The sequence below is a fragment of the Stappia sediminis genome, assembly GCF_009826895.1.
GTDB lineage: Bacteria > Pseudomonadota > Alphaproteobacteria > Rhizobiales > Stappiaceae > Hongsoonwoonella > Hongsoonwoonella sediminis.
Genome location: NZ_WUMV01000010.1, coordinates 144799 through 156844 on the forward strand (window position 1 = coordinate 144799; position 12046 = coordinate 156844).

General features: G+C 61.0%; 12 protein-coding genes. 5 read left to right on the plus strand and 7 right to left on the minus strand.

Features of this window, described 5'->3' with window-relative positions:
- Position 1: 1 nt before the first annotated feature.
- Positions 2-469 carry a GNAT family N-acetyltransferase gene (locus GR183_RS20835; RefSeq protein WP_160777609.1) on the plus strand — a complete coding sequence of 156 codons (468 nt, stop codon included), beginning with the start codon at positions 2-4 and terminating at the stop codon, positions 467-469.
- A 15-nt stretch (positions 470-484) separates the two neighbouring features.
- Here the strand turns inward: GR183_RS20835 and GR183_RS20840 are convergent, their stop codons facing one another.
- The 4 genes from GR183_RS20840 to GR183_RS20855 all read right to left on the minus strand — a co-directional run bounded on the left by GR183_RS20840 (position 485) and on the right by GR183_RS20855 (position 4972).
- A complete protein-coding gene (locus GR183_RS20840; protein WP_160777610.1) occupies positions 485-766 on the minus strand; it encodes a DUF3144 domain-containing protein in 282 nt (93 codons plus the stop codon).
- A gap of 44 nt (positions 767-810) precedes the next feature.
- On the minus strand, positions 811-2172 hold the full coding sequence (locus GR183_RS20845) for a multicopper oxidase family protein (RefSeq protein ID WP_202396221.1): 1362 nt from the start codon (positions 2170-2172) through the stop codon (positions 811-813).
- Positions 2173-2696: 524 nt separating this feature from the next.
- A complete protein-coding gene (locus GR183_RS20850; protein ID WP_160777612.1) occupies positions 2697-3914 on the minus strand; it encodes a multidrug effflux MFS transporter in 1218 nt (405 codons plus the stop codon).
- A gap of 131 nt (positions 3915-4045) precedes the next feature.
- Positions 4046-4972, minus strand: a complete 927-nt coding sequence (locus GR183_RS20855; protein ID WP_160777613.1) for an LpxL/LpxP family acyltransferase — start codon at positions 4970-4972, stop codon at positions 4046-4048.
- Positions 4973-5220: 248 nt separating this feature from the next.
- Here GR183_RS20855 and GR183_RS20860 point away from each other — a divergent pair, with 248 nt between their 5' ends.
- The gene (locus tag GR183_RS20860; RefSeq protein WP_160777614.1) at positions 5221-5862 is read left to right on the plus strand and encodes a DUF1326 domain-containing protein; all 642 of its coding nucleotides are present in this window, start codon (positions 5221-5223) and stop codon (positions 5860-5862) included.
- Between the two features lie 15 nt (positions 5863-5877).
- Positions 5878-6711, plus strand: coding sequence for a DUF2182 domain-containing protein (locus GR183_RS20865; protein ID WP_160777615.1), 834 nt, complete (start codon positions 5878-5880; stop codon positions 6709-6711).
- Here GR183_RS20865 and GR183_RS20870 read toward each other — a convergent pair.
- From GR183_RS20870 to GR183_RS20880, 3 genes are read right to left on the minus strand one after another with little or no spacing between them, the layout of a single operon-like run.
- Positions 6701-7600: a DMT family transporter gene (locus GR183_RS20870; RefSeq protein ID WP_160777616.1), complete on the minus strand. Its 900-nt coding sequence runs from the start codon at positions 7598-7600 to the stop codon at positions 6701-6703. The two genes, GR183_RS20865 and GR183_RS20870, sit on opposite strands and share 11 nt — an antisense overlap.
- 54 nt (positions 7601-7654) lie before the next feature.
- A complete protein-coding gene (locus GR183_RS20875) occupies positions 7655-8629 on the minus strand; it encodes a DMT family transporter (protein WP_244313842.1) in 975 nt (324 codons plus the stop codon).
- 12 nt (positions 8630-8641) lie between these two features.
- A complete protein-coding gene (locus tag GR183_RS20880) occupies positions 8642-10681 on the minus strand; it encodes a 4Fe-4S dicluster domain-containing protein (protein ID WP_160777617.1) in 2040 nt (679 codons plus the stop codon).
- Positions 10682-10846: 165 nt separating this feature from the next.
- Between GR183_RS20880 and GR183_RS20885 the strand changes: the two genes are divergently transcribed.
- Positions 10847-11389: a DUF3305 domain-containing protein gene (locus GR183_RS20885; RefSeq protein WP_160777618.1), complete on the plus strand. Its 543-nt coding sequence runs from the start codon at positions 10847-10849 to the stop codon at positions 11387-11389.
- Positions 11389-12045, plus strand: coding sequence for a DUF3306 domain-containing protein (locus tag GR183_RS20890; protein WP_160777619.1), 657 nt, complete (start codon positions 11389-11391; stop codon positions 12043-12045). The genes GR183_RS20885 and GR183_RS20890 overlap by 1 nt, the downstream gene beginning before the upstream one ends.
- The last annotated feature ends 1 nt before the right edge of the window (position 12046 follow it).

Sequence of the window (12046 nt, forward strand, 5' to 3'; positions counted from 1 at the left end):
GATGCTCATTCGCATCTACAGGCCTGATGACGCATCGCGCTTGAGCGCGATTTACAGGGCCGCGGTCACGGAAATCGGCACTCGGGACTATTCGCCGGATCAGGTCCTCGCCTGGTCCGCGCTAGCCCCTTCGCCGGAACGTTTCGCCGAAATAACGGGCGACGGGCGCCTGACGCTGGTCGCGACCGACGAAGAAGACCGCGCGGTCGCGTTTGCCGATCTTGAGCCCGATGGGCATATACACTTCCTCTACGCCGATCCTGATGTCGCGGGCACCGGGCGGGTCTCCGCTCTCTACGACGAACTTGAGCAAAAAGCGCGCGAACTCGGCATCACACGGCTTTATTTGGAGGCGAGCGAAGCCGCCCTTCGTTTCTTTCTGAAAAAGGGATTCACGAAAACCGCCCGCCGCGACTTCGAGATCGACGGGATACCGATCCACAATTACGCGGTCGAGAAGCGGCTTTAGCCAGCCGCAACACCCTCACCCCAATTCCGGATCCGCCAGATGCTGGCGCAGCATTTCCGTATATTGTTTCACCATGTGCTCGACGAATTCCTCGTGGTTTTCCACTTCCACCACGGCCTTGGCGACATGCGCGTTGTACCGGGCTGCCGCCCAGAGAAACGCCATCTGAAGTTCGGTTGCCGGGACCTTCCGGTTTTCCCGGTTAGCGACGTCGATGAATTTCCCAGCAACGTCAAGGAAACCCTTCGTGTCGAGATTGCCCTCGGCGCGTTGTGCGCGGCGCTCCTGCCTGTTCATGCCGTTTCCATCGTTATGATTGTTTCTGTTTTCTTTTCAGTTTTTTACGCTACTTCGAACCAGGCTGTCATGCCTGCCGCCTGATGCTCCAGCATATGGCAATGGATCATCCATTTGCCCGGATTGTCCGCGACGAAAGCGATTTCAACCTTCTCGCCTGGTTCCATCAACACGGTATCGTGCCAGACCTCGCGGGTCGGTTTCGCGCCGTTTCGCGAAAGCACCGTGAAGTGGTGACCGTGAATATGCATGGCGTGCGGAAAGCTCGTGTCGTTCATCATCGGCATACGCACGGTCCGACCGCGCGCGACCGAAAAGAGCGCCGGATCGTGATGGGACCCCACGATGCCGTTGAACGCCCAGACCTTGCCCTCCTGCGCAAGCGACCTGAGGTCTTTCGTCTCGCCATGCAGCGTCGCCTGGCTCAAGCCGCCCATCGCGCCACCTTGCATCAGCAGATCGGCTGAGAGCGCATCGCCAAGCGAGAGGAACCGGTTGAGCGGATTGGCGGGAAGCGCGATATCCTCCGGCAGCGGCGTTTCGCGCTGCATGACCGGCCCTCCGGCCGCGATTTCACCGGCGGCGAAAGGCGCTCCGGAAACTTCGTCCACCTTGAAGACGCCACCTTCATGAGGCACGTCGACAATCAGGTCGGCGCGCTGCGACGGCGCGATCAGGAGCGTATCGTCCGCCAGCTCATATGGCGCCACCGGCTGCCCGTCGAGGGCGATAACCCGTGGGCGCAGTTTTGAGAAGCGGAAGGAAAGCACCCGCGCATTCGCTGTGTTGACAACCCGCACACGAAGCCTTTCGCCGGGTCGCGCACGCTCCTTGAAATACGGCAGGCCGTTCGTCGTCAGCACATTGCCGAGGCGGCCTGCGTGGCTCCAGTCATGCAGGTTGCCGAAGCTCGCCTCGTCGATCTGACGCTCCTCGTTCAGGCGCCAGTCGTCGAAGACGAACAGAAGTTCGCGGTCATAGGCTTTCGCCCCCGCCTCCTGCACTATGAGCACGCCGTAAAGCCCGCGTGCCAGTTGCTCCCACGAACGGTTATGCGGGTGGTACCAGTAGGTGCCGGCGTCCGGCGCCTTGACCTGGTAATCGAAGCTTTCACCAGGCTCGACAGCCTCTTGCGTCAGCCCCGCCACGCCGTCGTAGGCATTGTCGAGGCGAATGCCATGCCAATGGATCGTCGATGGCTGCTTCAGCCTGTTCACGAAGCGTAAGGGCAGCGTCTCGCCTTGCGGGATCCAGATCACGGGGCCGGGCACCCTGCCCTCGTAGCCCCAGATATCGGCCTTCGGCCCGCCTTCTTCCCAAAGCTCGGCAGTGCCTTCCCGCGCTTCGATCGTCAGCGGTTCCCCTTCGGATGCGATCGCGCCGTTCGGAAGGCGCGAACATGCCAAAAGCGCGGCTCCTCCCTTCAGGAGATCGCGGCGGTTGGGTAGCAAAAATCGTCTCTGGAACATGTGTCGGATTCGCGCGTTACCTCATCGACCGGAACCCTATCATGGCTGTTCGGGTTAAACGACGGCGCATCTTGACGCTGCGGCCCCAGGTCATGGACTCATAAATAAGGTTGAAATGGTATGCGCGGATTTGGTCGGATACCGGAGCGCTTTCCACGAAAGCGAAATCGCTTTCGTGTCAAGAATTCGCTCCAGCCTGATATTGGAGCATATTCTTGTCGCTAAAACGCAATCCGTTTTGGCGGAATATGCTCTGCGCAAGCCTGCAGGAAACCGTCCGGTTTTCAAAGGCTTGCAACGATGTTGCCGGGCAAATCCGCCATATCCTGAAAGGACGCGTAAACGGCTTCGACCTGCTTCGTCGAAGCGCTTGACCGGGTGGCCAACCCGCTCTGCGCGCTTCTCCTTGCATCTCTTTGCCGTTTGTAGCGCCATTCCGGCCATATTTATGGGTCCATGACCTACCCGTCCGGATCGGCGATCTTGGTGGCGAAGCCTGAAATCAGCGTCGCGATGGAAGCAAGCGCCATGACAAGCACAAGCGGCCAGATCGTGCCTGGCCAAAGGACGCCGGAAAGCAGCCACCCGACGAGCGCCGAAGCTATCGCGCCGAAGCCGATTTGCATGCTTCCCGCAAGGCCGGACGCTGCGCCCGCGAGATCGGGACGCACGCTGACGGCGCCGGCGAGCGAACTCGGCAGGCAGATGCCGTTTGCAAGGCCGACGAAAAAGATCGGCCCGAACAGCGAAAGCGGATGAATGAAGCCTACCGCGAAGAAGATCGCGATCGCGGATATCGCGGCAAGGAGCAGCAGGTTTCCGGCAGTGATCATCCGCAACACGCCGGCGGTCGAGGCGTAGCGACCCGAAACCCAGTTGCCGACGATATATCCGGCCGCGACAAGCATGAAATAGAACCCGTATTCGGACGGCGTCATTTCAAGCAGCTCGGAGGCGATGAAGGGCCCTCCGCCGAGGAAGGCGAAAAACGCGATAGACGTGAAGGCGGCGGTAAGCGCATAGGCCCAGAAGGCGGGAAGTGTCAGCAGCGTCGCGAAATTCCTGAACAATTCGCCAACGCCACCGGACATCCGGTAGTGGTTCGTCTCATGCAGATTGACGAATGCGGCGAGCGATACGAGCAGACCGACGGCGATCACGAAATACGAGATCGCCTCCACGCCGAACGCCTGGTCGAGAACGCCGCCGATCGCCGGGCCGATCATCGGCGCTACCGCCATGCCCATCGTCACGTAGCCGATCATGCTCGCCGCCTGCCGGCGGTCGAAGAGATCACGCACGATCGCGCGCCCGAGCACAATGCCGACGCAACCGCCCGCCGCCTGCAGGATGCGCCCGGCAAGGAAGATCGAGATCGACTGGGTGAGCGCGCAGATCAAAGATCCGCCCAGGAATATAGCAAACCCCCACAAAAGCACCGGGCGGCGTCCGAAACGGTCAGACAGCGGGCCGATACCGATTTGCGCCAGCGCGACGGCCGCAAGATATAGCGACAGCGTAAGCTGCACTTCGCTCATCGTCGTGCCGAAATAGTCCACGAGCCTCGGCATCGACGGCAGGTAAATATTCATTGCCAGAGGACTGACGGCGGAAACGGCAACGAGAATGGCAATTGAAGGACGCCGGACTGCCGCCGGCGTTATGACATCTTGTTTCATGCGAACCTATATCGCCTGCTATTGATCTTCCGGCAAGGCAGGATTACGCGAAACCGATTCCCGATCTGCAACATGTTGCCGAACTCTGCCGGCTCGGCGTCATCGCATCGTCATTGATCGTTCCCGACGTTTCAAAGCTGGAACCAGCCGCGCCACTGCCGCGGATATTCCGCCACGTATCCGGAAACGAAATCCGCATATCTTCGCACGATGAGCCTGGGCGGCAAATCGTCTTTCCCGGCCGGCGGCTCGTTGAGGTTCGGCCCAATGACCATCCGGTAGGCACCCCCCGCCTCGCGTATCGTCACAACCGGGAAAAGGTTCGCCTTTGTCTTGAGGGCGAGCGTCGCGGCACCCGGCGCAAAATCGAACGTATCGTCCAGAAACGGCACGCGGATCGGGTCGGCCTTGTTCTTGTGCCTCGACCTTGCCGCCGTGATCCAGACGCTGCCGCCGTTTTTGAGAACGCGGGCCAGATGCAGAGCTGCCATGCCCGCATTCTTCGGATCGATCACTTCACGGCGCAGCGTGAAGGCTTTTTCCGGTTTCTGCATCACCCAGTTCAGAAACCTCTCGCCAAATGCCGTCTCGGACAGCCCATGCGTGGTGCGCAGCAGGTGCACGAAGTCGACACCCGAGCGCTTGAGCGCTGCCTTGGCAATAATGTCCATGTGAACGAAAGGGCAGATCCAGAATATCGTTCCCCTTCCGCTTTGAAGCGCTTCTTCAATGCGCTCGCGGCCTTCGATCTCGATTGCCGGTTCCCACTTGCCCGGGCGGTAATAACGCAGCATCTCCATAAGCATTACGACCTGCTCGCCCGCAAGCCCGGTAATGACCGCCTCTGCCTCTTCCTTGCTTTTGGTCGCGGGCAGGATTTCTGCGATTCGGTTGGGAATGCGCTCGGACCGGTTGTTGTTTACGAACCGCCGCGCAGAGCTGGCGAAAGCATGGGCCAGTATCGGCCATGCCCGCCGCGGCAGTGACCAAGCGGCAGGTAACAGCAGCAGCAGGCCGATTGTCAGTGCCGCATCGCGCCCGGAGATTTTGCGTTTCATGGTGTGATCAAAAATCAGAGTCGGTCAGGCAGCGCAATGAAATCGATCGCAAGCCGCGAATAGGCGCCGCATTTCCGGCCTTGCCAGATATTCACGCATTGGGCTCATATTGTTTCTCATGCAACAAAACAACTTTGGCTATCATCGCGCAAACTGAAGTTGCTTTATGTATTTCACCCATGTGTTAGGGTTGGAAATCAACAGACACATTAAATAATTCACAAAACTCTCGCAGAGGAGATTTCGGCATGACACCTTGGGAATTCAAGGCGGAGTCAGTTTCCAATTGCAACTGCGATTATGGATGCCCATGCCAATTCAACTCATATCCTTCCAAAGGACATTGCGACGCCGTCGTTTGCATGAAAATTTCGGAAGGACACTACGGTGATACAGACCTCGCCGGCGTTCGTTTTGGCGCGGTGGTTTCCTGGCCGGGTGCGATCCATGAAGGTAACGGGCAGTGCCAGCCGTTCATTGACGAAAGCGCAACCCCCGCCCAGCGCGAAGCCATTCTCAAGATCATGTCCGGCGAGGACACGGATCCCATGGCAACTGTTTTCGCAGTCTTTGCCACCACTTTTGCGAAAGTCCACGATCCGATATTCACGCCGATCGAGCTGGAGATATCGGTAGATGATTGCACCGGCCGCTTCCGCATTCCAAACCTCGCGGAGGGCAGCGCAAGACCAATCCGCAATCCCGTGACGGGCGAGCCGCATCGCGCGCGGATAAACTTGCCGACCGGTTTCGAATACGACGTTGCCGAAGTCGGCAGCGGCTCGACAAGGGCGGAAGGTGCTATAAAACTGGACCTCAACGACAGTCACGCGCATCTGGCCCACATGCATATGAACAACCACGGCGTGGTCCGTCATCGCGCCGCCTGAGCGGGGCGGAACGAGATGACACGTGAAAGTGCGTCTCCTTCCGGCCTCACCGCCGCGGAACGGATGATCCGGCGCGAGCGCTGGATCATCATCGCAGGCCTTTTCGTCATCACGTTTTTGTCCTGGGCTTACGTGCTGAGCGGGGCTGGCACGGGCATGAGCACCCGGGCCATGACGACGTTCACGTTCCCTCCCCCAGCGCGGATGGGGATGGCGATGGACTGGTCGCTTTCCTACGCCTTCATAATGCTCATGATGTGGTGGGTCATGATGATCGCCATGATGACGCCGAGCGCCGCGCCATTGATCCTCCTTTACGGGACCGCCTATCGCAACGAGCAGAAGAAGGGACGGTTGGGCGCGGCGACGGCTCCCACCTTCGCGTTTCTTGCGGGTTATCTTGTCGCCTGGCTCGGCTTCAGCGTCGTGGCAATGTCGCTGCAGTGGCTGCTTGAGCGGCTTGGCCTCGTGGATTCCATGATGATGTGGAGCACGAACCGGCAGTTAAGCGCGGTCTTGCTGATCGCCGCGGGCCTCTATCAGCTTTCGCCATGGAAAAACGCCTGCCTTGCCCATTGCCGGTCTCCGGCGGCTTTCCTTGCAGAGCATTTCCGCCCCGGGGCGGCGGGCGCTTTGCGTATGGGGCTTTTGCACGGGGCTTATTGCCTCGGCTGTTGCTGGGTCCTGATGGCGCTTCTTTTCGCTGGCGGCATCATGAACGTCGTCTGGATCGCCGGTCTTGCCATCTTCGTGCTGCTGGAAAAGGTCCTGCCGTGGGGTGTGGTTTTTTCCAGAATTTCAGCAGCGGTTTTTCTTGCTCTCGGCCTTTGGCTTCTCCTCACACCCTGACGGATGCCGGGCCCGCCGCCCGGGCCGCCCTCGCCAGCCGCCGCTCGCGGAAGAAGGTGAACAACCCCGCGCCGACGATGATCGCACTGCCGGTAAGCGTAAGGGCATCCGGCACTTCGCCCCAGACCAGAAACCCTAGCGCGATCGCCCAGACGACGATCGTGTAGCGGAAGGGAGAGACCGCCGCGATGTCGCCCAACCGCACCGAGATGATGATCAGCAGGTTGGCGGCGGTGAAGAAGGCGGCAGCGGCGGCAAGCAGCAGAAGATCGTGCGACGTCGGCACCAGCCAGGTTTCTCTTGCCGATAGCGAGAGCCCGATCAGGATGATCGCGATGAGGCTTGCGATATTCAGCGCGATGCTGGGAATTTCAGCCGGCGTCCGCTTGGAGATGAGGTCGCGAAGCGCGCTCAGGAGAACGCCCGCGAATGCAACGACCGCCCAGTAGTCGAACCCCTCCGCGCCCGGCCGCGCGACGATGAGAACGCCAACAAAACCGACAAGGATCGCCGACCACCGCTGCCATCCGACGCGCTCGGCCAGAAAGATCGCCGCCCCTGCCGTGATGACGAGCGGCAGAGCCTGGAGAATGGCAATGGAATTGGCGAGCGGCAGGTGAAACAAAGCGGAAAGAAAAAGGACCGTGCCGAGGCCGTTCGCCGCCGTGCGCGCAAGCACCATCGGATGCCGGAGCATTCTTGCCGTCACCTTCTTGCGCATGACGATGCTGAGCGAAACGACCATCGCAAGCGCCATCAAACCACGAAAGAATATGATCTCGCCGAGCGGCAATCGCTCGGCGGCCAGTTTGGCGAAGACGTCGTTGCCGATACCCGCCAGCATCGCGATCACGATGGCGACAATGGCGCGCCTGTTGTCCTGAAGCATACATGAAACCCGGGAATATAACGCTGACGGGTTTTGTATGATTTATTCGCATTGCTAGTCCAGCGCAGGCGCTTCACTTTTTGCGTGAAGGGGTTTGGCCGCCTGCGATGCAAGCTTGCGTTCGCGGAAGAAGGAATAAATGCCGGTTGTGACGATGATCGCAGTTCCGGCGAGCGTCATGACATCCGGCACATCGCCCCACACGAGATAACCGAGCGCGATCGCCCACAGGATGATGGAATAGCGAAAGGGTGCGACGACGGAAATATCGCCCGTGCGCATGGCGATGATGATGAAGCTGAAACCGATATTGATGAAAAGAGCTGCACCGACGAGGAGCGCGAATTCGTTTCCCGTAGGCACCACCCAGGTTTCACGGACGGAAAGCGCCAGCCCGACGACGGAAACTCCGACCAGCGTTGCGGCGGCCGCACCCAGCGTGGGCACGTTTTTCGGCATCCGCTGCGTGGCAAGGTCGCGCACAGCCATGCAGAAAACGCCGGCAAGCGCGACAAGCGCCCAGGAATCGAAGCCCTCCAGCCCCGGCCTGACGATCAAGAGGACGCCCGCGAAGCCGACCCCGATGGCCGACCAGCGCCGCCAGCCGACAGGTGCCGCGAAAAAGATCGCCGCCGCCGCCGTCACCACCAAGGGCAGCGCTTGCAGGATCGCCGTGGCATTGGCGATAGGCATCTGGAACAGCGCGGTGAGGTAGAGGATCGTCGCGCAAACCTCGGCGAGTGCGCGGATCGGCACGGTCTTGTGGTTGAGGTGGCGGTACTGGGAAAGCATGCCGGTCACAGCACTCAAGCCGAGTATGAAGACGATCGCGATGATGCCGCGCACGAACATGATCTCGCCGAGCGGCAGCCGTTCGGAGACCACCTTCACCAGCGTGTCGTTGACGATGAAGCCGAGCATGGCGAGCATCATCGCGACGATCGCCTTGCTGTTTTCGCGAAAATCCATGCCCGGTCTGATCCAGATGAAATGGGAAAAAGCCGCTCCCCGGTCCGGATCGCGGCTCATAATGTCTGCGCGTCAGTTTTCCTTCAGGAAATCGTCGAGGGAAAGCCCCTTCTTCTCGGCGTCCACATAGTCCTGCGTCGTGGTGATGCGGTTCCTTCCGCCGGCCTTGAGCGGCGTGTCCTCCATTTCCCATTGCGCCGAAACGCGGCAGTCGTTGCACATGCCGATCAGCGCGATCTGTTCCGGACGCTGGAACATCCAGTGCTTGCCCGAAAGCCGCTCGGAGATGCGGTTGATCGCCGACTTGGTGCCGAACGGCTTGCCGCAGCGGGTGCAGGTCGCGGGCTCTTCTTCGTGCAATACGGCCGGGCGCACAGCGCCGTCGCCGGCGTTGTAGCGCGCTTCCAGCGTGATCACGTTTTCAGGGCAGGTCGCGGCGCACAGCCCGCATTGTACGCAAGCCGCTTCCGTGAAGCTGACCTGCGGCCGGTCCGGGTTGTCGGACAGCGCGTTCGCCGGACATGCGCCGACGCAAGCCAGGCAAAGCGTGCAGCCTTGCGTGTCGATGCGAATTCGCCCGTAGGGCGCGTCCCCGGGCAGGGGAATGATTTCGGGTGCCTGTTCGCTGCGTTCGATCAGGCCCGAAATCGCGCTTCTTGCGACATCGCGCTTTCCGCCGACAGCATCGAAACTGTGCGGAGCGGCGATCACGGGTGCGCCTGCTTCTTTCGCAAGCGCCTCATTCACCCGGTCGGGATCGCTTTCGACAAGCACCTCGAACAGGTTATCCGTCGCAAACCCCATCCCGGCAAGCAGCGCCTCGGCGATGGCGATTTCGGCACGAAGCGCGTCGAGTTCCCCTGCCTTTTGCGGCGGACACAGCAGCACCATCCGGCTTGCGCCGGCAAGGACGGCCGAAAGCAGGGCGTCATGGCCATATGCCGCTACCGAATGAACGGCAAACGGGATCGCATTTTGCGGCAATCCTTCACCGAAGCGCGCGATCGCAGCGATGATCTCCGTGCCGTGCGGGTCTTCATGGGCGAAAAGAGCCGGCTTCTTGCCGCCGGCATCCCGATACGCCGCAACCAGCGTCTGCACCCGGCGGATCTGGTCGCGCCGGAATGGATACTGGTAGGAAACGGCGCCCGTCGGGCAGTGCGCGGCGCATGAACCGCAGCCGCCACATATGCCGGGGTCGATCGATATCGTCTCCCCCTCGTCGCTGATCGCGCCTGCCGGACAGGCGTCGAGGCAGTTGGTGCAGCCTGTCTTGCCAGCGCGTCCATGCGCGCAGATATCCGCGTCATATCCGACATAGACAGGCTTTTCGAACGTACCGACCATGTCGGCGAGGTCGAACAGAGCGCGCGCCACCGCCGCCGGGTCCCTGGGGTCGACGCGCTGATATCCGTCCCGCTTTTCCGGCGCGGTTACCGGCGGCGTGTCCCCGGAAAGATCGAGGATCAGGCTGCAGGTCGCCTTGGCGCCGTCACGCGGCAAACCGAATTGCGGCCCGCCTCTGGAAGAAGGAACGAGCTGCGCATAACCGTCCACCGTCACTTCGAACCCGCCGAAGGAACCGGAGACCGTACGCAAGATGCCCGAATAGATCGGAAAATCGAGAACGGACGGCAAAAGAACGTCATCGCCGTCCTTGAGAAGCAGGGTTACGGACAATCTGCCTTCCAGCGTCCGGGCGGCGTCCAGTGCCGCCTGCCCGCTTCCGTAGACAAGGCAGAGCCCGTCGCTTTCGACGGCCCGCAAGGGTGCTGCCTGCGGCTCAAGCGCTGCTTCGGCCAGAAGAGCCGCGATCTTCGCATGCGGGTCGGCGTCCCTGGCGCACCAGCCGGCGCGCTCGCGTATGTTTACGAAGGCGACATCCGCGCCCGGCGCCTGTTCTTCCGCGATCTCGGAAAAAAGCGGCGCTTCCTGTGTGCAGCCCACAAGCAGCGGTTCGCCCGTTTCCAGGGCTTTTTCGAAGGCTTCGGCTTGCGCGCGGCAAAGATGGCTATAAAGCGGCGTGCCCTCCTGCAACGGCAGGCGGTCCGGGTTCAGCGCCATCGTCTTCTCGCAGTTGCACAGAAGCACGCGGCGGCTTGATACGGGCATATATTTCCTCCGGCGGGGCGATCGCCCGCTTATGTTTTGCTTTATAAAAGTTCTAGCAGAGTCTTGCGACTTGCCAAGAGTAAGGAACGGCGTATCGAACCCCATTGCCAAATGCCCGGTTGAGGACCAAATTCAAATAAAAAGAAACACATGCGGGAGGTGTGATTGCTCAAGGAGGATACGAGGTCGTTCGGCGTGGTGCTGGAGCGCAGGCCTTCGGTTTCGAAGTGGGCCGATTTTGCGTGGAAGGTCGTGGCGATCATTCCCGACGCACCGGCAACGGGCGGCTGGCGCGAGATGGAGCGCGACGGCGATCGCGTGCGATACATCATCGCCCCCTTCGCCGTGACACTTCATTACAAGATGGTGGAAACCTACGACGCCAATCTGGAATCGAGCGAGCCTTCAATCTGGGCGGCGCTGGAGGAAGTCTCCTCGCAAGATCCTCCGTGGAAAGTCCAGGGCGTCACGCTTGACCCCTATCAGGCGCAAAGCTGGCAGGAAGCCGGAGAAGGTCTCGTCGAAAAGCTGCCGATGCCGGAGGAAACGCTTGCCTGGTTCGCGGGCTTCCTCAAACAGGCGCCGGAGGCTCCGGCCTTCAGAAAGCGCCGGCGGGACAGCGTCAAGGTCGAGGAGCAGAAGTTCGGCAAGGAGCCCATCTTTTCGCCCCTCGGCAGGCGGGTGGATGAAAACGACGGGCAATTGTGATGGTTGAACGCGAAGGATTCCTCCAGCGCTGGTCGCGGCGAAAGCAAACGGGCGAAACGAACGAGCCTTCGCTTGAGACGGAAGCCGTCTCTCACGGCCCCGCAGAAGACGAAGCGGAAAGCGAGATCGAGGCGCAGAACCGCGCCGCCGCGGAAGCGGTCGACCTCGAAAGCTTGACGTATGAGTCCGATTTTTCCGTCTTCTTCAGGAAGGGCGTGCCCGCCGCTCTCAAGAATGCGGCCATGCGCAAGCTCTGGGCGTCCAATCCGGTGCTCGCCTGCGTCGACGGTCTCAACGACTACGATGAAGATTTTCGTATCGTCAGCCATGTCGGCGATCAGGTGAAATCCGCCTGGGAGGTCGGGCGCGGCTACGCCCGCAAGCTGGAGGCCGAAGCGGAGGCCGAACGAGCTGCAGCGGCGGCGAAAGCCGCTGAGGCGGAAGAACCGGCCGTACAGATCCCGAGCGTCGAAACTTCGGAAGTGGCCGCCACCGACGGTGCCAATGCTTCGGCTGAAATTCCATCGGACGAGACTTCGGCATCCGAACCCGCCGAAACCATTGCCCATACGGGCGACGAACCCGCAGAGGACCTGCTGCCCGAAGACCGCCCGCGCGTATCGCTCCGCCGGCGCATGTCCTTCGGCGAGGGATAGT

Coding starts and splice junctions, on each gene's coding strand:
- GR183_RS20835 (WP_160777609.1), top strand. CDS start 2: ATGCTCATTCGCATCTACAGGCCTGATGACGCATCGCGCTTGAGCGCG.
- GR183_RS20840 (WP_160777610.1), bottom strand. CDS start 766: ATGAACAGGCAGGAGCGCCGCGCACAACGCGCCGAGGGCAATCTCGAC.
- GR183_RS20850 (WP_160777612.1), bottom strand. CDS start 3,914: ATGAAACAAGATGTCATAACGCCGGCGGCAGTCCGGCGTCCTTCAATT.
- GR183_RS20855 (WP_160777613.1), bottom strand. CDS start 4,972: ATGAAACGCAAAATCTCCGGGCGCGATGCGGCACTGACAATCGGCCTG.
- GR183_RS20860 (WP_160777614.1), top strand. CDS start 5,221: ATGACACCTTGGGAATTCAAGGCGGAGTCAGTTTCCAATTGCAACTGC.
- GR183_RS20865 (WP_160777615.1), top strand. CDS start 5,878: ATGACACGTGAAAGTGCGTCTCCTTCCGGCCTCACCGCCGCGGAACGG.
- GR183_RS20870 (WP_160777616.1), bottom strand. CDS start 7,600: ATGCTTCAGGACAACAGGCGCGCCATTGTCGCCATCGTGATCGCGATG.
- GR183_RS20875 (WP_244313842.1), bottom strand. CDS start 8,629: ATGAGCCGCGATCCGGACCGGGGAGCGGCTTTTTCCCATTTCATCTGG.
- GR183_RS20880 (WP_160777617.1), bottom strand. CDS start 10,681: ATGCCCGTATCAAGCCGCCGCGTGCTTCTGTGCAACTGCGAGAAGACG.
- GR183_RS20890 (WP_160777619.1), top strand. CDS start 11,389: ATGGTTGAACGCGAAGGATTCCTCCAGCGCTGGTCGCGGCGAAAGCAA.